General features: G+C 68.0%; 21 protein-coding genes. 14 read left to right on the forward strand and 7 right to left on the reverse strand.

The features are described from left to right. Positions 1-100: 100 nt before the first annotated feature. Positions 101-1,711 carry a YifB family Mg chelatase-like AAA ATPase gene (locus CFB34_RS25770; protein WP_089441087.1) on the reverse strand — a complete coding sequence of 537 codons (1,611 nt, stop codon included), beginning with the start codon at positions 1,709-1,711 and terminating at the stop codon, positions 101-103. A gap of 286 nt (positions 1,712-1,997) precedes the next feature. Next, positions 1,998-2,249, reverse strand: coding sequence for an accessory factor UbiK family protein (locus CFB34_RS25775; protein WP_006489451.1), 252 nt, complete (start codon positions 2,247-2,249; stop codon positions 1,998-2,000). A gap of 355 nt (positions 2,250-2,604) precedes the next feature. On the opposite strand from CFB34_RS25775, the gene CFB34_RS25780 reads away from it, so the two are divergent. From CFB34_RS25780 to ptsP, 7 genes are all read left to right on the forward strand, one after another. Then, positions 2,605-2,943, forward strand: a complete 339-nt coding sequence (locus CFB34_RS25780) for a P-II family nitrogen regulator (protein ID WP_027789049.1) — start codon at positions 2,605-2,607, stop codon at positions 2,941-2,943. A gap of 37 nt (positions 2,944-2,980) precedes the next feature. After that, positions 2,981-4,495: an ammonium transporter gene (locus tag CFB34_RS25785; RefSeq protein ID WP_089441086.1), complete on the forward strand. Its 1,515-nt coding sequence runs from the start codon at positions 2,981-2,983 to the stop codon at positions 4,493-4,495. A 244-nt stretch (positions 4,496-4,739) separates the two neighbouring features. Further along, entirely contained in the window at positions 4,740-6,029 is a 1,290-nt protein-coding gene (gshA, locus tag CFB34_RS25790) for a glutamate--cysteine ligase (RefSeq protein WP_011353295.1), read from the forward strand. Between the two features lie 26 nt (positions 6,030-6,055). Then, positions 6,056-7,012 carry a glutathione synthase gene (gene gshB, locus CFB34_RS25795; protein WP_089441085.1) on the forward strand — a complete coding sequence of 319 codons (957 nt, stop codon included), beginning with the start codon at positions 6,056-6,058 and terminating at the stop codon, positions 7,010-7,012. 231 nt (positions 7,013-7,243) lie between these two features. Beyond that, positions 7,244-7,714: a PTS fructose transporter subunit IIA gene (locus CFB34_RS25800; protein WP_089441084.1), complete on the forward strand. Its 471-nt coding sequence runs from the start codon at positions 7,244-7,246 to the stop codon at positions 7,712-7,714. Positions 7,715-7,787: 73 nt separating this feature from the next. Further along, entirely contained in the window at positions 7,788-8,057 is a 270-nt protein-coding gene (locus CFB34_RS25805; RefSeq protein WP_089441083.1) for an HPr family phosphocarrier protein, read from the forward strand. Between the two features lie 201 nt (positions 8,058-8,258). Further along, the gene (gene ptsP / locus CFB34_RS25810) at positions 8,259-10,031 is read left to right on the forward strand and encodes a phosphoenolpyruvate--protein phosphotransferase (RefSeq protein WP_089441332.1); all 1,773 of its coding nucleotides are present in this window, start codon (positions 8,259-8,261) and stop codon (positions 10,029-10,031) included. A gap of 72 nt (positions 10,032-10,103) precedes the next feature. On the opposite strand, the gene moeB is transcribed toward ptsP, so the two are convergent. The 3 genes from moeB to gpmA form a co-directional block, all read right to left on the reverse strand. Next, positions 10,104-10,856: a molybdopterin-synthase adenylyltransferase MoeB gene (moeB, locus tag CFB34_RS25815; RefSeq protein WP_089441082.1), complete on the reverse strand. Its 753-nt coding sequence runs from the start codon at positions 10,854-10,856 to the stop codon at positions 10,104-10,106. Positions 10,857-10,959: 103 nt separating this feature from the next. Next, positions 10,960-12,507, reverse strand: a complete 1,548-nt coding sequence (locus tag CFB34_RS25820; RefSeq protein ID WP_039346234.1) for a S41 family peptidase — start codon at positions 12,505-12,507, stop codon at positions 10,960-10,962. Between the two features lie 273 nt (positions 12,508-12,780). Further along, positions 12,781-13,527 (reverse strand): 2,3-diphosphoglycerate-dependent phosphoglycerate mutase, encoded by a 747-nt coding sequence (gene gpmA, locus CFB34_RS25825; protein WP_027789056.1) that lies wholly within the window; start codon positions 13,525-13,527, stop codon positions 12,781-12,783. Positions 13,528-13,662: 135 nt separating this feature from the next. Here gpmA and CFB34_RS25830 point away from each other — a divergent pair, with 135 nt between their 5' ends. From CFB34_RS25830 to CFB34_RS25850, 5 genes are all read left to right on the forward strand, one after another. Then, the gene (locus CFB34_RS25830; protein WP_089426395.1) at positions 13,663-14,085 is read left to right on the forward strand and encodes a rhodanese-like domain-containing protein; all 423 of its coding nucleotides are present in this window, start codon (positions 13,663-13,665) and stop codon (positions 14,083-14,085) included. Beyond that, a complete protein-coding gene (gene grxC / locus CFB34_RS25835) occupies positions 14,082-14,342 on the forward strand; it encodes a glutaredoxin 3 (protein ID WP_039346228.1) in 261 nt (86 codons plus the stop codon). The genes CFB34_RS25830 and grxC overlap by 4 nt, the downstream gene beginning before the upstream one ends. Before the next feature lie 107 nt (positions 14,343-14,449). After that, a complete protein-coding gene (gene secB, locus CFB34_RS25840; protein ID WP_089426394.1) occupies positions 14,450-14,932 on the forward strand; it encodes a protein-export chaperone SecB in 483 nt (160 codons plus the stop codon). A gap of 25 nt (positions 14,933-14,957) precedes the next feature. Further along, a complete protein-coding gene (locus CFB34_RS25845) occupies positions 14,958-15,956 on the forward strand; it encodes an NAD(P)H-dependent glycerol-3-phosphate dehydrogenase (protein ID WP_089441081.1) in 999 nt (332 codons plus the stop codon). Between the two features lie 95 nt (positions 15,957-16,051). Then, the gene (locus CFB34_RS25850; protein WP_089441080.1) at positions 16,052-16,576 is read left to right on the forward strand and encodes an O-acetyl-ADP-ribose deacetylase; all 525 of its coding nucleotides are present in this window, start codon (positions 16,052-16,054) and stop codon (positions 16,574-16,576) included. A gap of 34 nt (positions 16,577-16,610) precedes the next feature. Here CFB34_RS25850 and trmL read toward each other — a convergent pair whose 3' ends face one another. Both trmL and CFB34_RS25860 read right to left on the reverse strand, forming a co-directional pair. Further along, positions 16,611-17,081 carry a tRNA (uridine(34)/cytosine(34)/5-carboxymethylaminomethyluridine(34)-2'-O)-methyltransferase TrmL gene (trmL, locus tag CFB34_RS25855; protein ID WP_011353282.1) on the reverse strand — a complete coding sequence of 157 codons (471 nt, stop codon included), beginning with the start codon at positions 17,079-17,081 and terminating at the stop codon, positions 16,611-16,613. Between the two features lie 105 nt (positions 17,082-17,186). After that, positions 17,187-17,984, reverse strand: a complete 798-nt coding sequence (locus tag CFB34_RS25860) for a phosphoribosyltransferase family protein (RefSeq protein ID WP_089441079.1) — start codon at positions 17,982-17,984, stop codon at positions 17,187-17,189. Between the two features lie 81 nt (positions 17,985-18,065). On the opposite strand from CFB34_RS25860, the gene CFB34_RS25865 reads away from it, so the two are divergent. Together CFB34_RS25865 and CFB34_RS25870 are read left to right on the forward strand one after the other, a co-directional pair. Continuing rightward, entirely contained in the window at positions 18,066-19,031 is a 966-nt protein-coding gene (locus CFB34_RS25865) for a methyltransferase domain-containing protein (RefSeq protein ID WP_089441078.1), read from the forward strand. A gap of 195 nt (positions 19,032-19,226) precedes the next feature. Further along, a complete protein-coding gene (locus CFB34_RS25870) occupies positions 19,227-19,751 on the forward strand; it encodes a DUF2244 domain-containing protein (RefSeq protein WP_089441077.1) in 525 nt (174 codons plus the stop codon). Positions 19,752-19,779: the final 28 nt, after the last annotated feature.

Genomic DNA, 19,779 nt, shown 5'->3' on the forward strand with positions numbered 1-19,779 from the left:
CCGTGCTGCAAAGGTCTCGCCGAGCCCCGATCCGGGGCCGGATTCGCGGAATTGTGTATAAGTCAAGTCTTGACAGCCGGATTTTGTCCTCCGAGGGCGTTCAGAGCGCCGTCAGTGCGCGCCGGTAGCGGATCGCTTCGGCGATCTGCGCGGCTGTCGGCAGCGGGTCGCCGGCCAGGTCGGCGATCGTGCGCGCAACCTTCAGCACGCGGAAATACGCGCGCGCCGACCAGCCGAAGCGCTCGCCGGCCTCGCGCAGCAGCCGTTCGCCTTCGTCGGTCGGCCGGCACAGGTCGTCGGTCTCGCGGCCGCTCAGCATGTGGTTCGTCTTGCCCTGCCGATCGAGCTGCAGCGCACGCGCGTGCGCAACCCGCGCAGCGACCGCCGCACTCGGCTCGCCGGGCGCCGACGCGCGCGTCGCGAGCTCGGCCGGCGACAGCGCGGGCAGGTCGATCTGGATGTCGATGCGGTCGACGAGCGGCCCCGACAGCTTGCGCAGGTAGCGCGCGGCGACGTCAGGCGAGCAGCGGCAGCGCCCCGACGGATCGCCGTGCCAGCCGCACGGGCACGGATTCATCGCGGCAATCAGCTGGCAAGCGGCCGGGAAGTCGGCTTGCTGGGCCGCGCGTGAAATCGTGATGCGGCCGGCCTCCAGCGGTTCGCGCAGCATCTCGAGCACGTGCCGGTCGAATTCCGGGAGTTCATCGAGGAACAGCACGCCGAGGTGCGCGAGCGTGATCTCGCCCGGTTGCGGCGGATTGCGGCCGCCGACCAGCGCGGCGGCGCTCGACGAGTGATGCGGTGCACGGAACGGCCGCCGGCGCCACTGCGCGGGCGAGAAGCCGAGGCGGCTCGCGGAAAGGAGCGCCGCCGACGTCAGCGCCTCGTCGTCGGTCAGCGGCGGCAGGAGGCCCGGGAGTCGTGCGGCCAGCATCGACTTGCCGGCCCCCGGCGGCCCGACCATCAGCATATGATGGCCGCCCGCGGCCGCGACTTCCAGCGCGCGGCGGGCGCCGCGCTGGCCGACCACGTCGGCGAGATCGGGGGCGGCCGGCGTCGGCAGGCCGTCGAGGCACGGCGCGGCGACCGGCGCGAGCCGCCCGTCGGGTGCGCCGGTGAGGTGCGCGCACAGCGCGGGCAGGTCCGGCGCGCCGAACACGGTGACGCCCGGCACGAGCGCGGCCTCGGCGGCGCTGGCGAGCGGCAGGTACAGCTCGGGGGCGTTCGACGCGGCGGCGGAGCGCTTCGGGCCGGCCTCTTGGCCACCGATGCCGGAACCCAGGCCGGAAGCCGCGCCACTTTCCGCTGACTGCGCATCCCGCGCCACGCCACACGCCATCGCGAACGCGCCGCGCATCGGCCGCAGCGCGCCCGTCAGCGACAGTTCACCCGCGAATTCGCGGCCGGCCAGCGCGTCGGCCGGGATCTGGCCGTTCGCGGCGAGGATGCCGAGCGCGATCGGCAGGTCGAACCGTCCCGACTCCTTCGGCAGGTCGGCCGGCGCGAGGTTGACGGTGATGCGGCGCACGGGGAACTCGAAGCCGCAGTTCTGCAGCGCGGCGCGCACCCGCTCGCGGCTTTCGCGGACTTCGAGATCGGGCAGGCCGACGATCGAGAACGACGGCAACCCGTTGGCGAGATGGACTTCGACGGTGACGTCCGGCGCACGGCCGGAGGCGGGCGCGCGACTGCGCACCACGGCGAGCGACATGGCGAGGCTCCTGTAAGCAAGACGGACGACGGCCGTTCGAGGCCGCATGCCGCGGGAATCGGAGGAATCGGTGCGCGCTTGCCGGCGTGGCGCGGGAAAGAACGAGGCACAGCGGAACGACGGACTGCGAAGAGCGATGAACAGCGAAGAGCGGGGGTGCTGCGGGGAACGACGGACGACGAAGAGCGGTACGGTGACTTCAGTGCTTCAGTGCTTCACTGCTTGAGGCGGCGGGCGCGGGCCTCACGAGGCGGCCCGCGCCCGGACCTTGCGGCCGGTCAGGGCGTCAGGCTTGCGGCGCGGCGAGCTTCTGCTCGAGTTCCGCGACGCGTTTCTCGAGTTCCTCGAGGCGCACGCGGGTGCGGGCGAGTACTTGCGCCTGCGTGTCGAATTCCTCGCGCGTGACGAGATCGAGTTTCGAGAAGCCTTGCGACAGCATGGCCTTCACGTTGCGCTCGACGTCCTTGGCCGGCGAGTTTTTCAGCAGATCGCTGACGCGCGACTGCAGATCGTTGAAAACGTCGCTGGGTTGCTTCATGTGATTCCCCTTCCTTGCACAAAAAATGTGCATCTTCAGTTGCGTACGTGCCCATGATGCACGCATGACCGGAAATGGTGCGCCCGGAGCGCGAATTCCGGGCATGGCGCCCGCATGGGTGAATGGCCCGGCGATCCGGGACGTGCGTGCACTCTAGCAACGATCCTTTCGCCGCGCCAGCAAACCGGGCCACGTTGGCCATTCGGCCGGGCCTCCGCACCTTACATCACGCGATGCGACCCCTTGATGAAGCCCTTTGAAACGGTGCTCGAACCGACTTGGCATGCGAGTTGCTGAGAAGAGTCCGTTACAACATTCCAACCAATTCGACGGGACAACCCAGCGAGAGGACTTCATGAAACTCATTACCGCAATCATCAAGCCGTTCAAGCTCGATGAGACGCGCGAAGCGCTGTCGGCGCTTGGCGTCTCGGGCATCACGGTGACGGAGGTGAAAGGGTTCGGGCGGCAGAAGGGGCACACCGAGCTGTACCGCGGCGCCGAATACGTGGTCGATTTCCTGCCGAAGATGAAGATCGAGGCAGCCGTGTCCGACGATCTCGTCGACCAGGCGGTCGAGGCGATCGAGCGGGCCGCGCGCACGGGCAAGATCGGCGACGGCAAGATCTTCGTCACGGCGATCGAACAGGTGATCCGGATTCGCACCGGGGAGACGGGCGCTGACGCGCTGTAACAGAACAGACAAGACAAGCGACAAGAGGAAACCCAAGATGCGCAAACTTCTGATGTCCCTGCTGATGGCCGGCTCGCTGATCGCGGCCGGCGTCGGCCCCGCGCTCGCCGACGACGCGGCGTCCGCCGCGGCTGCGTCCGCGCCCGCCGCCACGGCTTCCGACGCGTCGGCTGCCGCCGCTCCGGCCGCCTCTGCGCCGGCTGCTACCGACGCATCCGCTCCGGCCGCCGCTGCTGCGCCGGCCTCGGGCGCCACCGACGCGTCGGCTGCTGCCGCGGCTTCGGCACCGGCCGCTCCCGCCGCGCCGACCGCCCCGTTCTCGGTTGATTCGTCGAAGATCAATGCGGGCGACACCGCATGGATGCTGACGTCCACCGCGCTCGTGCTGTTCATGACGATCCCCGGCCTCGCGCTGTTCTACGCCGGCATGGTCCGCAAGAAGAACGTGCTCGCGACCGTGATGCAGAGCTTCGCGATCACCGCGGTGATCACGGTGCTGTGGACGGTGGTCGGCTACAGCCTCGCGTTCACGCCGGGCAACGGCTTCATCGGCGGCCTGTCGCGTGCGTTCCTGCACGGGATGAACTACATCCACGGCGACAAGGCGACGACGCTGACCGTCAGCCACCTGGCCCCGACGATTCCGGAATCGGTCTACTTCGTCTACCAGATGACGTTCGCGATCATCACGCCGGCGCTGATCTGCGGCGCATTCGCCGACCGGATGAAGTTCTCGGCGATGCTCGTGTTCATGACGCTCTGGTCGCTGATCGTCTATGTGCCGATCGCGCACATGGTGTGGGAGCCGACCGGCTGGCTGTCGTCGGACGGCGTGCTCGACTTCGCGGGCGGCACCGTCGTGCACATCAACGCCGGTATCGCGGGCCTCGTGTCGTGCCTGATGCTCGGCAAGCGGATCGGCTTCGGCCGTGAATCGATGGCGCCGCACAACCTCGTGCTGACGATGATCGGCGGCTCGATGCTGTGGGTCGGCTGGTTCGGCTTCAACGCGGGTTCGGCGGTGGCGGCCGACGGCCGTGCCGGCTTCGCGATGCTGACGACGCAAGTCGCGACGGCCTGCGCGGCGCTCGGCTGGATGTTCGCCGAGTGGATCTCGCACGGCAAGCCGTCGGTGCTCGGCATCGTGTCGGGTGCGGTCGCGGGTCTCGTCGCGATCACGCCGGCGGCCGGCTTCGTCGGCGTGACGGGTGCCCTCGTGATCGGTATCGCCGCAGGTGTCGTGTGCTTCTGGTCGGCGACGTGGCTCAAGTCGAAGCTCGGCTACGACGATTCGCTCGACGCGTTCGGCGTGCACGGCATTGGCGGGATTCTCGGCGCGTTGCTGACGGGCGTGTTCGCGATCAAGGACATCGGCGGCGCCGACGGCAGCCTGCTGCTGCAGGCCAAGGGCGTGCTGATCACGCTGGTCTACAGCGGCGTGCTGAGCTTCGTGCTGCTGAAGCTGATCGACCTGACGATCGGCCTGCGCGTGTCGGAAGAAGAAGAGCGCGAAGGCCTCGACGTGGTCCTGCATGGCGAGCACGTCGAATAAGTCACAGGAATGACCGGCGGGCCGCCGCGACGACGGCGCCCGCCATGAATGAGCGCAGCGACTTGGGCCCGCCTCACCCGGCGGGCTTTTTTTCTCCTGCCACCCACTGCCGTAGCGCATAACCCTTTGCACTATCGGGTCAATAGCCGAAAACTTCCTCCAAACCCTTGCGAAGCCGGGAACAATCCCCAAATGGGCAGGGCAATTGCTCTACAATCTTCATTCTCCCGCTCGCGAGTGATTCATGGTTCCCCACCTCGTTACGGCGTTGAACGGTCCGCTGCTCGAACTCGAGCAGAAGATCCTCGACGCGACGCCTGCGATCGAACGCTGGTTCAGGCTCGAATGGCAGGAACATACCCCGCCGTTCTATTGTTCGGTGGACCTGCGCAATGCCGGCTTCAAGCTGGCGCCCGTCGACGCGAACCTGTTTCCCGGCGCGTTCAACAATCTGCCGTCTGAAGTGCTGCCGCTCGCCGTGCAGGCCGCGATGGCCGCGATCGAGAAGATCTGCCCGGACGCGAAGAACCTGCTCGTGATTCCCGAGCTGCCGACCCGCAACGCGTTCTACCTCGAAAACGTCGCACGGCTCGCGACGATCATGCGCCAGGCCGGCCTGAACGTGCGCTTCGGTTCGCTCGACCCGAGCATCACCGACATGACGCCGATCACGCTGGCCGACGGCCAGAAGATCGTGCTCGAACCGCTCGAGCGTTCGCAGCGCCGCCTCGGCCTGAAGAATTTCGATCCGTGCTCGATCCTGCTGAACAACGACCTGTCGGCCGGCATCCCGGCCGTGCTGGAAAACCTGCACGAGCAGTACCTGCTGCCGCCGCTGCACGCGGGCTGGGCCGTGCGCCGCAAGTCGACGCACTTCTCGTGCTACGACGACGTCGCGAAGAAGTTCGCGAAGATGGTCGGCGTCGATCCGTGGATGGTGAATCCGTATTTCGCGCACGTGGAAGGCGTCGACTGGCAGGCGCATGAAGGCGAGCAGGCGCTCGCCGACGCGATCGACGGCGTGCTGAAGAAGATCGCGCGCAAGTACCGCGAATACGGAATCAGCGAGAAGCCGTACGTCGTCGTGAAGGCCGACGCGGGCACGGCGGGGCGCGGCGTGATGACCGTGCACGACGCGGCCGAGATCGGCCGGATGTCGAAGGCCGAGCGCGCGCAGATGGCCGAGTCGAAGGCCGGCCTCGCGGTGCGCGACGTGATCGTGCAGGAAGGCGTCTATACGTTCGAGCGCGTCGGCGACGAAGTCGCGGAGCCCGTCGTGTACATGATCGACCGCTACGTGGTCGGCGGCTTCTACCGCACGCACGCCGGCCGCGAGCGCGACCAGAACCTGAACGCCCCCGGCATGCACTACGTGCCGCTCGGCTTCGAGCACACCGCGCTGCCGGATGCGGGCGCGAAGCCGGGTGCCGCGCCGCCGAACCGTTTCTACATGTACGGCGTCGTCGCGCGGCTGTCGCTGATCGCGTCGTCGATCGAACTGGAAAAGACCGATCCCGAAGCCATCCAGGTGTAACGGACCTTCGCCACGTACAGGACCTCATGGACATTCTCTTTATCGCCGACCCGCTCGAGCGCTTCAAGATCTACAAGGATTCGACCTACGCGATGATGGCCGAGGCGTCGCGGCGCGGGCATGCGGTGTACGCGTGCGAGCCGAACCATCTCGCGTGGACGGGCTCGGCCGTCGAGGCCGACGTGCGCCGCATCACGTTCGTCGGCGACCCGGACGACCTGCATCGCGAGACGTGGTACGAGGCCGGGCCGGTCGACGCGCGCCGCCTCGAATCGTTCGGCGCGGTGCTGATGCGCAAGGATCCGCCGTTCGACATGGAATACGTGACGTCGACCTGGCTGCTGGAGCTGGCCGAGCGCGCCGGCGCACGCGTGTTCAACAAGGCGCAGTCGATCCGCGACCATTCGGAGAAGCTCGCGATCGGCGAGTTTCCGCAGTTCGTCGCGCCGACGCTCGTCACGCGCGACGCGAAACGGCTGCGCGCATTCCACGCCGAGCACGGCGACGTGATCCTGAAACCGCTCGACGGGATGGGCGGGATGGGCGTGTTCCGCGTGAAGCCGGATGGCATGAACCTCGGTTCGATCATCGAGATGCTGAGCCACGACGGCACGCGTTCGGTGATGGCGCAGAAATTCATCCCCGAGATCAAGGCCGGCGACAAGCGCATCCTGCTGATCGGCGGCGAGCCGGTGCCGTTTTCGCTCGCCCGGATTCCGCAGGGCAGCGAAGTGCGCGGCAATCTCGCGGCGGGCGGCCTCGGCGTTGCGCAGCCGCTGACCGCGCGCGATCGCGAGATCGCCGACACGCTCGGGCCGGTGCTGGCGGCACGCGGGTTGCTGCTGGTCGGCCTCGATGCGATCGGCGACTGGCTGACCGAGGTGAACGTCACGAGTCCGACGTGCTTCCGCGAGATCATGGAGCAGACGGGCTTCGACGTCGCCGCGATGTTCATCGACGCGCTGGAGCGTGCGGCCGCGTAGGCCGCCTTCCCGCGCAACCCCGGCGGCGGCCGCGCAGGTCCCCCGTCGCCGGAGCAGTTCGACCGGCCTGCTACAATGCCCGCTTGTCTGGTGCCGCGCTCGCGCACCCAAGGCCCGGCGGTCGGGCCGAAACTGTTGCAAGGCTGAACATGGAACGTTTCCCTCACTCGCTACGCTCATTGCCCCGCCGCGGGGTGTTGGCCCGCCAGGGGCGGCCGGGAGCGATCTGACATGGCCGGGATCCTGATCATCGCGCACGCCCCGCTCGCCACCGCGCTGCGGGACTGCATCGCGCACATCTATGGCGGCGTGCCCGCCCGCATCGGCTGTATCGACGTGATGGCGGACAGCGATCCGACCCAGGTGATGGCGTTCGCGCACGCGGAGCTAGCGCGGCTCAAGGAAGAGAACGGCGTGGTCGTCCTGACCGACATGTACGGCGCGACGCCCGCGAACATCGCCGGCCAGCTGGCCAAGATCGACAACGTGCGCGTGCTCGCGGGCGTGAACCTGCCGATGCTCGTGCGGGCCGTCTGCTACCGCACCGTGCCGCTCGACAAGCTGGTCGACAAGGCGCTGTCCGGCGGCGCGAAGGGCGTCCACGAGGTGTCGGCCGGTACGCCGCCGCCGCCGACGGAAACCGGCTGCGGCCAGTGCGCGCCGATTCCGCCCGAGCCGCAGCCGCGTACCGAGTCGCACTGATTTCCCGTTTTCCGTTTTAGACCGCACCGCCGACGCGCGCCGCCGGCGGCCCCGACCGACCCGACCGAGAATCATGCTTCAACAAGAAACCACCATCGTCAACAAATTGGGGCTCCATGCGCGCGCATCGGCCAAGCTTACGCAACTGGCCGGCAACTTCCAGTCGGAAGTCTGGATGACGCGCAACGGGCGCAAGATCAATGCGAAGAGCATCATGGGCGTGATGATGCTGGCGGCCGGCATCGGCAGCACCGTGACGATCGAGACCGACGGGGCCGACGAGCAGGAAGCGATGGACGCGCTGCTGAAGCTGATCGCCGACAAGTTCGGCGAAGGCCAGTGATCCTCACGCGGGATCGTTGCCGTTTCCAGCCAGAATGCCGCGGATTCCGCGGCATTTTTTTCGTCGCAAGCATTGATGCGGAATGCGCAATGCTGCGGTGCATGCAGTCAGCGGGGAGTCGCGGAATTTATAATCGCTAACCGGGGTCATAAGCGCATCGCAGCAGTGTGCCGCGGCTTTACTTGTACAGAGGAGGTGCGCGTGTCCTTCACGCTGCATGGCATTCCCGTCTCACGTGGTATCGCGATCGGGCGAGCGTATCTGATCGCGCCGGCGGCGCTCGACGTCGCCCATTACCTGGTCGAGGCAAACCAGATCGATGCGGAGGTCGAGCGCTTCCGCACCGCGCTCGAGGTCGTGCATCACGAACTCGAAGCGCTGCGCGCCGACCTGACCGACGACACGCCGAGCGAAGTCGGCGCATTCATCGACGTCCACGCGATGATCCTGAGCGACGAGATGCTCGTGCAGGAAACCATCGACCTGATCCGCACGCGCCGCTACAACGTCGAGTGGGCGCTGACCGAGCAGCTCGAGCTGCTCACGCGCCACTTCGACGATATCGAGGACGAATACCTGCGCGAGCGCAAGGCCGACATCGAGCAGGTGGTCGAGCGCGTGCTGAAGGCGCTCGCCGGCGCGCCGTCCGCATCGCAGGCGCTCGACCGCGCGGCCAAGAACGGCACGAACGAGATGATCGTCGTCGCGCACGACATCGCGCCGGCCGACATGATGCAGTTCAAGTCGCAGTCGTTCCAGGCGTTCGTCACCGATCTCGGCGGGCGCACGTCGCACACGGCGATCGTCGCGCGCAGCCTCGGCATTCCGGCCGCGGTCGGCGTGCAGCACGCGAGCGCGCTGATCCGCCAGGACGACTTGATCATCGTCGACGGCGACCAGGGCATCGTGATCGTCGATCCCGCGCCGATCGTCCTCGAGGAGTATTCGTACCGGCAGTCCGAGAAGCTGCTGGAGCAACGCAAGCTCCAGCGTCTGAAGTTCTCGCCGACGCAAACGTTGTGCGGCACCAAGATCGATCTGTACGCGAACATCGAGCTGCCCGACGACGCGAAGGCGGCCGTCGAGGCCGGCGCGGTCGGCGTCGGGCTGTTCCGTTCCGAGTTCCTGTTCATGCATCAGAAGGAGATGCCGGAAGAGGAGGAGCAGTTCGCCGCATACAAGCGGGCCGTCGAGTGGATGAAGGGCATGCCGGTGACGATCCGCACGATCGACGTCGGCGCGGACAAGCCGCTCGAGGCGCTCGACGAAGGCTACGAGACGGCGCCGAACCCCGCGCTCGGCCTGCGCGCGATCCGCTGGAGCCTGTCCGAGCCGCAGATGTTCCTCACGCAGTTGCGCGCGATCCTGCGCGCGTCCGCGTTCGGCCAGGTGAAGATCCTGATCCCGATGCTCGCGCACGCGCAGGAGATCGACCAGACGCTCGACCTGATCCGCGAGGCGAAGCGCCAGCTCGACGACGCGGGGCTCGCGTACGACCCGAACGTGCGCATCGGCGCGATGATCGAGATTCCGGCCGCGGCGATCGCGCTGCCGCTTTTCCTGAAGCGGTTCGATTTCCTGTCGATCGGCACGAACGACCTGATCCAGTACACGCTCGCGATCGACCGCGCGGACAACGCGGTCGCGCACCTGTACGACCCATTGCATCCGGCCGTGCTGCACCTGATCGCCTATACGTTGCGCGAAGCGAAGCGCGCGGGCGTGTCCGTGTCGGTGTGCGGGGAAATGGCGGGGGACCCGGCGCTCACGCGCCTGTTGCTCGGGATGGGGCTCACCGAGTTCTCGATGCACCCGAGCCAGTTGCTGGTCGTGAAGCAGGAGATCCTGCGCGCGCACCTGAAGGCGCTCGAAAAGCCGACGGCCGACGTGCTCGCCGCGTTCGAGCCGGAGGAAGTGCAGGCCGCGCTGCAGCGTCTGTCGGTCGCGGAGCCGCGCGCGGATGCGGCGGCTTGAGGCGCTGGCGTCGCCGTTAATCGTAGCGAAGTGTCACCACGCATGCGCCGCCCGGCGCATGCGCGTCGCGCGTCAGTGCCGGCCCCCGCACACGGGGCAGTCGGCCTGACGCGCGATTTTCATCGTCGTCCATTCCATCCGCAGCGAATCGAGCATCATCAGCCGGCCGTTGAGCGTCTTGCCGATGTCGCCGATCACGCGCAGTGCCTCGGCGGCCTGCATCGCGCCGATGATCCCGACCGTCGGCGCGAACACGCCCATCGTCGCGCACGCGACTTCCTCGAACGGCTGGTCTTCCGGAAACACGCACGCATAGCAGGGCGCGGCCGGGTCGCGGAAATCGAACGTGCTGATCTGCCCGTCGAAGCGCAGCGCGGCGCCCGATACGAGCGGCACGCCATGCGCGACGCACGCGCGGTTGATCGCATGCCGCGTCGCGAAGTTGTCGGTGCAGTCGAGCACGACGCTCGCGTGCGGCACGTGCGCGTCGAGCCATGCATCGTCGACACGCTCCGCGACCGCGTGCACCGTCACCTCGGGGTTCAGCTGCGCGAGCGCGTCGCGCCCCGATTCGACCTTGTGGCGGCCGACCGACGCCGTCACGTGCAGGATCTGCCGCTGCAGGTTCGTGAGATCGACCGTATCGGCGTCGACGAGCGTGATCGTGCCGACGCCCGATGCCGCGAGGTACATCGCGGCGGGCGAGCCGAGCCCACCCGCGCCGACGACGATCGCATGCGCGTCGAGAAAGCGCTGCTGCGCCTCGATGCCGATTTCGTCGACGAGGATGTGACGGGAGTAGCGAAGGAGTTGATCGTCGTTCATGGGGAGTCGTGGCGAGGCGGCGTATGTGTCGTTATTTTAGGCGCGCATGAAAAACGGGCCATCGCGGTCTTCCCGCGATGGCCCGTCGGATGCCGGCCGGCGCTTACTTCGGCGCCGACGCGGGCTTCGGTGCGGAAGCCGGCTTCGCGCTGGCGCCCGATGCCTTCGAGGCCGTGGCGGCCTTGCCGGCCGGGCCCTTCGTGCTTTCGGCGAGCAGCGACTTCGATTCCTGGACCGGCTTGCCTTCGAGCTTGTTGAGCGCCTGCTGCATCATGAAATCGTCGGCGCTGCCGAACTCGATCGGCTTGCGATCGCGATCCTTCTGGCGCTGCTCCGGCGTCTTCTTGTCGTTCTGCTCTTCAAGCACGCGCAGCTGATCCATCCGGCGCTGCTCGCGGTCTTCCTGTTCCTTCTTCTCGTTCGGATCCTGCGTGTTCGCGAGGTGGTTCGTGTAGTCGACCTCGCGCGTCACGAGCACGTCGTCCGGATCGCCGTCCGCGTACTGATCGACCGGCACGTCCGGCGTGATGCCCTTGTTCTGGATCGAACGGCCGCTCGGCGTGTAGTAGTACGCGGTGGTCAGGCGCAGCGCGGTGTCGGCCGTCATCGGGCGGACCGTCTGGACCGAACCCTTGCCGAACGTCGTCTTGCCCATGATCTGCGCGCGCTTCGAATCCTGCAACGCACCGGCGACGATTTCCGACGCCGACGCCGAATAGGCGTTCGTCAGCACGATCATCGGCACGGTCTTGAAGACCGGCGGCAGGTTCTTCAGCGGATCGCCGTCGAAGGACGGCAGGCGATAGTTGTCGTACGTATCGCGGTAGACCTGCTTCGAATCTGCGATCTGGCCGTTGGTCGACACGACGACGGAGTCGGGCGGCAGGAACGCGCCGGCCACGCCGACCGCGCTTTGCAGCAGGCCGCCGCCGTTGTTGCGCAGGTCGAGGACGAGGCCCTTCAGGTTCGGCTGCTGGCGTGCGATATCTTGCAGCTTCTGCGCGAGATCGGGCGTCGTGCGCTCCTGGAAGCTCGTGATGCGGACATACGCATAGCCCGGATCGAGGATCTTCATCTTCACGCTCTGGACCTTGATGATCGCGCGCGTGACCGTGACCGGGAACGTGCGGTCGTCGCTCTTGCGGAAGATCGTCAGCGTGACCTTGGTGCCCGGCTCGCCGCGCATCTGCTTCACGGCCTTGTCGAGCGTCATGCCGCGCACCGGCTTGTCGTTGATGCGGGTGATCAGGTCGCCCGGACGGATGCCGGCGCGGAACGCGGGGGTATCCTCGATCGGCGAGATCACCTTGACGAGGCCGTCTTCCTGCGAGATCTCGATGCCGAGACCCGCGAAGCGGCCCTTCGTCTGCTCCTGCAGCTCGTCATAGTCGGTCTTGTCGAGGAACGACGAGTGCGGGTCGAGGCTCGACACCATGCCCTTGATCGCGGCCGTCAGCAGCTTCTTGTCGTCGACCGGTTCGACGTACTCGCGCTTGATCTGTCCGAAGACTTCCGCGAACAGGCGGAGCTGGTCGAGGGGGAGCGGCGCCGTGGCGGTCTGCTCGGCCGATGCGGAAACCTGCAGCGTGGCGAACACGCCCGTGGCGAGGCCCGCGGCAATCAGGCCGATGTTCTTCAATTTCATTCGCATAGAGATCTGGTGCGGTCGGGAAGCGCGTGGCGGTAGCGGGGATGATGTAGCGGACAAGTATAACTGTTCGTCCGATAACTCAGTGGAACGGCGCGAAAAGCGTCGAAAAGGGCCCGGAGCCGCTCAGGCGGGGCGCCGCCGGATGCGCTGCGGGTTCGAAAGCGGATTCGACAGCGCCGGAGTCGCGAAGGTTCGCGCGGTGCGCCGTTCGTTGCCAGGGGCCGGGCGGGCCGCACCGGACGCGGCCCGCCCGGCTCACCCGGCCGACGGGCGTCAGCCCGCCTTGCCCTGCTTCGCGACGGCGGCCTGCGCCTGCGCGATCGCGTCCTGGTCGCCGAGGTAATAGTGCTTGATCGGCTTCAGGTTCTCGTCGAGTTCATACACGAGCGGCACGCCGTTCGGGATGTTCAGGCCGACGATGTCGCTGTCCGAGATGCCGTCGAGGTACTTGATCAGCGCGCGCAGCGAGTTGCCGTGCGCGGCGATCAGCACCTGCTTGCCGGCGCGGACCGCCGGGGCGATCGACTCGTTCCACAGCGGCAGCACGCGCGCGACCGTGTCCTTCAGGCACTCGGTGAGCGGCAGCTGCTCGCGCGGCACCTTCGCGTAGCGCGGGTCGTTGAACGGCGCGCGTTCGTCGGTCGGCTCGAGCGCGGGCGGCGGCGTGTCGTAGCTGCGGCGCCACACGAGCACCTGGTCGTCGCCGAACTTCGCGGCCGTTTCCGCCTTGTTCAGGCCCGACAGCGCGCCGTAGTGGCGCTCGTTCAGGCGCCACGAGTGGACGACCGGCAGGTACATGAGGTCCATCTTGTCCTGCACGTGCCACAGCGTGCGGATCGCGCGCTTGAGCACCGACGTATACGCGATGTCGAACGTGTAGCCGGCCTCCTTGAGCAATTCGCCGGCCTGGTAGGCCTCGTTGCGACCCTGTTCGGTCAGGTCGACGTCGACCCAGCCGGTGAAGCGGTTTTCCTTGTTCCACGTCGATTCGCCGTGGCGGATGAGAACGAGTTTGTACATGGATCTTGCGGTCGGTAGTGAAGGAAGCTGTGGCGCGTCGTGCAGGACCCGACCCGGGCCCGCCATCGCGCAAGACGGTTATTTTATAATGGCGGGATTGTCCTCATCCGATTTCTCTTTTTCCGGCGGAATTCCGTGACGTTCTTTACCAATTACACCAACCTGGCCCTTATCGCGATCCTGGTGGTATCCGGCGGCCTGCTGGCCTGGCCCGCGCTGCGCCGCGGCCGCGGCGGCCTGTCGGCCGCGGAGGCGACGCAACTCATCAACCGCCGCAACGCGGTCGTGATCGACGTGCGCGCCGCGTCCGACTTCGCTGCCGGCCACCTGCCGTCGGCGCGCCAGGTCGCGGCGGGCGAGATCGGCACGAAGATCGCGCAGGTCGCGAAGAACAAGAGCACGCCGGTGCTGCTCGTCTGCCAGAACGGCCAGCAGTCGCAGAAGGCGGCGCGCGAGGTCGAGGCGGCGGGTTACGCCGAGGTGCACGTGCTCGAGGGCGGCGTGGCCGCCTGGCAGCAGGCCGGGATGCCGGTCGTCAAACAAGGAGTGGCGAAGTGAACAAGGTTTTGATGTACAGCACGCAGGTGTGTCCGTATTGCATCCAGGCCGAGCGCCTGCTGAAGCTGCGCGGTGTCGAGCAGATCGAGAAGGTGCTGATCGACCGCGATCCGGCCCGTCGCGACGAAATGATGACGCGCACGGGGCGCCGCACGGTGCCGCAGATCTATATCGGCGATACGCACGTCGGCGGTTACGACGATCTGTCGAAGCTCGACCGCGAAGGCGGGCTCGTCCCGCTTCTGCAAGCGGCCTGATTAGGGCAGAATGGCCGCCGGCCGCGCCGCGGCTTGGGCGCGCAGGATTCATCCGTGGCGGCCGGCGAGAAGGCGGGCCGCCCCGTCACCACTTTTAGGGAAACACCATGTCCGACGTCGAAAACCAACCGTTCTTCAACATCCAGCGCGTCTACCTGAAGGATATGTCGCTCGAGCAGCCGAATTCGCCGGCGATCTTCCTCGAGCAGGACATGCCGTCGGTTGAAGTCGAAGTCGACGTCAAGGCCGACCGCCTCGCGGAAAGCGTGTTCGAAGTTGTCGTGTCGGGCACCGTCACCGCGAAGGTGAAGGACAAGATCGCGTTCCTGATCGAAGCGAAGCAGGCCGGCATTTTCGACATCCGCAACATTCCGGACGAACAGCTCGACCCGCTCGTCGGCATCGCCTGCCCGACGATCCTGTTCCCGTACCTGCGTTCGAACATCGCCGACGCGATCACGCGTGCGGGCTTCCCGCCGATCCACCTGGCGGAAATCAACTTCCAGGCGCTGTACGAACAACGCCTCGCGCAGCTTCAGCAGCAGGCCGGTGCCGCAGCAGGCGCACCGAACGGCACGACGCTGAACTGACGTTTCACTCGGACCGGTGCTGGGTATGAAAGTAGCCGTTCTCGGCGCCGGTGCGTGGGGCACCGCGCTCGCGGGCCATCTGGCCGCGCGGCACGATACGCTTTTGTGGGCGCGCGATGCCGCGCTCATCGCCGGGCTGCAGGCCCGGCACGAAAATTCCCGCTATCTGGACGGCATCGCGCTGCCTGACGCGTTGCGCTACGACGCCGATCTCGGCGCCGCGCTCGCGCATGGCGCCGCGGACGACGCCCTGTGCGTGATCGCCGCGCCGGTGGCCGGGTTGCGCACGCTGTGTCACGCGATGCGCGACGCAGGCTGCGTGCCCGCGCATGTCGTCTGGGTCTGCAAGGGCTTCGAGGCCGACACGCATCTGCTGCCGCATCAGGTGATCGCGGCCGAGCTGCCCGAGCAGCTCAGCAACGGCGTGCTGTCGGGGCCGAGCTTCGCCCGCGAAGTCGGGCAGTCGCTGCCCGTCGCGCTGACGGTGGCGAGCACGTCCGCCGAATGCCGCGAGCGCACGCTCGCCGCGTTCCATCACGGCGCGATGCGGATCTATACGGGCGACGACGTGGTCGGCGTCGAGGTCGGCGGCGCGGTGAAGAACGTGCTCGCGATCGCGACCGGCATCGCCGACGGTCTCGGCCTCGGGCTGAACGCGCGCGCCGCGCTGATTACCCGTGGCCTCGCCGAAATGTCGCGGCTCGGTGTCGCGCTCGGCGGCCGGGCAGAAACCTTCACGGGCCTCACGGGCCTCGGCGACCTGATCCTCACCGCCACGGGCGACCTGTCGCGCAACCGCACGGTCGGCCTGCAGCTGGCGGCCGGCCGCACGCTGAACGACATCCTCGGCGCGCTCGGCCACGTGGCCGAAGGCGTGCGCTGCGCGCAGGCCGTGCTGGCCATCGCACGCGCGCAGTCGATCGAAATGCCGATCACCGAAGCCGTGTGCGGCGTGCTGTTCGACGGCATCGCGCCGCGCGACGCCGTCAGCGGCCTGCTGCGGCGCGACGCGCGCGCCGAGTAACGCGGCCCGGCGCCGCCTGGCGCCGTGTTCGCTGCGGGCGCGCGGCGTCAAAGCGCGCTACGCTTGAACAGTCTCCGGCATTCCGGGAGGTTGTCATGCTGCAGATCCATTCCACCACGCTCGATGCGCAGGTCGTCGACATCACCACGCTCGAGGTCGACGCGATCGTCAATGCCGCGAACGGTTCGCTGCTCGGCGGGGGCGGCGTCGACGGCGCGATCCATCGCGCGGCCGGCCCCGGCCTGCTTGCCGAGTGCCGCACGCTCGGCGGCTGCGAGACCGGCGACGCCAAGCTCACGCGCGGCCACGGGCTGCCGGCGCGCTACGTGATCCACGCGGTCGGGCCCGTGTGGCACGGCGGCGGCCGCGGCGAGGCCGACCTGCTCGCGTCGTGCTACCGGCGCGCGATCGAGCTGGCCGAGGAGGTCGCGGCGACGTCGATCGCGTTCCCGGCGATCAGTTGCGGCATCTATCGCTATCCGGCCGAGGAAGCCGTCGAGGTCGCGGTCGGCACCGTCGCCGAAATGCTGCCGCAGGCGCCGAACCTCGCACGCGTGGTGTTCGCGTGCTTTTCTCCCGACATCTACGACCTGTATCGCGCGCGGCTCGCACGGACGTGACGCGCGCCGCGGGGCGGGCTGCGCCGTGCAGGCGTCATGCGCCGCCTTCGAAGCCGGCCTGGCGCCATGCCTCGAACACGACCACCGCGACCGTGTTCGACAGGTTCAGGCTGCGGTTGTCCGGCCGCATCGGCAGGCGCACACGCTGTTCGTTCGGGAAGCGCTCGAGCAGCTCGGCGGGCAGGCCGCGCGTTTCCGAGCCGAACACGAACCAGTCGCCGGGCAGGAACGCGTGATCGTGGAAGCGGCCCGAGCCGCGCGTCGTGAACGCGAACATCCGCGCGGGGTCGGGCGTTTCCGCCGCGACGAACGCATCCCAGTCGCGGTGCACGCGCATCTGCGCATACTCGTGATAGTCGAGGCCCGCGCGGCGCATCCGCGCGTCGTCGAGCGGGAAGCCGAGCGGCTCGATCAGGTGCAGGCGCGCGCCCGTGTTGGCGCACAGGCGGATCACGTTGCCGGTGTTCGGTGGAATTTCGGGGGCGACGAGGACGACGTTGAACATGTTTCGGTCTGGCTGGGCCGGCCGGGGCGGCGCCATGTGCGCGTTCCCGGCCGGCCGGTTCGTGGCGGCCGCCGCCGTGTTCGGGTGGCTGGCCTCTCTATCTAATTAATCCCTGGCGGTGCGCAGCGCAACCAGATTCGTTACGCGCGCGGCGCCCGCCGCCTTCAGCGCGTGCGCGGCGGCCGCAAGCGTCGCGCCGGAGGTCATCACGTCGTCGACCAGCGCGACGTGGCGGCCCGCGACGCCACCCGCCACCGCGAATGCCGCCATCACGTTGTCGCGTCGTGCGTGCCGGTCGAGCCGCGACTGCGGCGCGGTGTCGGCGACGCGCGCGAGCAGCACCGCATCCGCGCGCACGCCGAGCCGCCGCGCGAGCGGGCGTGCGATCGCCCACGCCTGGTTGTAGCCGCGCGCAACGAGCCGCCGGTGCGACAGCGGCACCGGCGCCACCAGGTCGAAGCTGCCGGCGCCGGGCGTATCGTCGATCAACCGGGCGAGCCGCGCCGCGAATTCGGTGCCGAGCGCGAGCTGCCGGTGAAACTTCAGGCCGCGCGCGAGCCCGTCGAGCGGTGCGCGGTAATCCGCCAGCGCGAGCGTTGCATCGAACGGCGGCGGCGCGGTTCTGCACGCGTCGCAACGGTATGCGGTAACGCGGCCGGCGCGAGCGCCGCGCAGCGGGGGCGAACGCGATGGCCCGATGCCCAGCGGCAGCGCGCAGACGTCGCAGCGCAGCCGCGCTTCGTTCCAGTACGCGGCGTCGCAAGCACCGCAAATCACGGCGTGTGACAAATTGCCGCACAGCGCGCAGCGATTCGGCAGCGCGACCGCGGCGACGCGCGTTGCCAGCGCGCGAACCTGCGACAAAGCGACGCGCATCGTGCGCGGGGCGGAACTGCGGATCATTGCAACACTCCTGACACCCCGCCTCAATGAAGCCTGCGGGGCGAGCGAGTATACTTCGGGCTCTTCGCCAGTGTGCCCGACATGTCCCCAGCTTCGACTTCAACCGGCCGTCCGGCCAATGACGCAAGGCGCCTGCGGCGGATCTTCGACCGCCGTGCCGCCACGTTCGATGCGGTCGCGTTCCTGCCGCGCGAGATCGCGCAGCGCATGAACGAGCGTCTCGAATACATCAAGGTAAGCCCCACAGCCGTGCTGGACGCGGGCTGCGGTCCGGGCGACGACCTGCCGGCGCTGCGCGCGCGCTTTCCCGAGGCGCCCGTCTTCGGCGTCGACCTGTCCGGCGCGATGCTCGCGCGAGCAGGGCAGCGCGAGGTCGAGCAGACGAGCTGGCGCCGCTGGCTGCCGGCCTCGCTCGGCCGCGCACTGGGCCCGCGCGGCCCTCGCGTCGCGCAGGCCGATTTCGCCGCGCTGCCGTTCCCCGGCGGCGCGTTCGACCTGATCTGGTCGAATCTCGCCCTCCACTGGCATTCGCGCCCGGACGCGGTGCTGCCCGAGTGGCAGCGCGTGCTGCGCGTGAACGGGCTGCTGATGTTCAGCACGCTCGGCCCCGATACGCTGCGCGAACTGCGCGCGGCCTGCGCGGACGCCGAAGCGGCGCTCGGCATGGCGCCGCCCGCCGCGCGCGTGATCGATTTCGTCGACATGCACGACCTCGGCGACATGCTCGTCGAGAGCGGCTTCGAGATTCCCGTGATGGATCAGGAAGTGCTGACCGTCACCTACAAATCCCCCGACTCCCTGCTGGCCGACGTGCGCCGCTGGGGCGCCTATCCGTTCGATCGCGACGCGCCGCAGCGCGCGACGCGGCGCTTTCGCGCGGCGCTCTGCGACGCGCTGGAGGCCCGCCGGCGCGAGGACGGCACGATTCCGCTGACGTTCGAAGTGATCTACGGCCACGCGTGGAAGGCCGTGCCGCGCACGACCGCCGAAGGGCACGGGATCGTGCGCATCGAGGACATCGGAAAGGGGCGTCCGAAGAATCGGTAAAGCGGTAAAGAGGGGTTTTGTTATGTCTGAAATTAGCGGCGCAAAGCGGGGTCGAATTGGCGCCTAAAATGGCCGGAAAGCTTGTCGCGCTTGGCTCGCGGGCCGATAGTCGCTTGCTTGTGGATGCCATTGAACCCGCCTATAATGCGTCAGCTTGTCGTCCCGGGGTCCCCGCAATACGGGCCGACGAGTCCGATGCAGGCATGCATCGCATGCCATTCGCGTGAGGCGGCGATGGAAGCAGCGAGGGTGTTGGCGGAGACGACGAACGGCGAGCCGGTCCTCGAAGACTGGCTGATGAAACGCAACTGTTCGGCGTCGCCGCGCCAGTTCGTGCTGTTTTATGCGTCGCTCGCGAGCTTCTCGCTGGTGATCGCGACATTGCTGATGTGGCGGGGGGCTTGGCTCGTCATGCCCTTCACCGGAATCGAGTTGCTGGCTGTGGGTGTCGCATTTGCGATCTATGCTCGCCATGCGGTCGATTACGAACGCATCAGGTTGTATCCGCACCGGCTCGTGATCGAGCGGATGGATGCGGAGCGGCTCACGCAGATCGAATTCAACCCGCGCTGGGTGCGGGTCGAGCCGGGTGCGACGCCACGCGATCCGATTCGGCTGGTATCGCGCGGGCAGACCGTCGTAATCGGGCAGCATCTCGCGCAGTACAAGCGTGCGCAGTTCGCCGACGAACTGCGTATATCGCTCAGGCGCTGCGGCTGACGAGGCGCGGGCACCGGCGGATAGGGCC

Source organism: Burkholderia sp. HI4860 (genome assembly GCF_002223045.2).
Classification (GTDB): Bacteria; Pseudomonadota; Gammaproteobacteria; order Burkholderiales; family Burkholderiaceae; genus Burkholderia.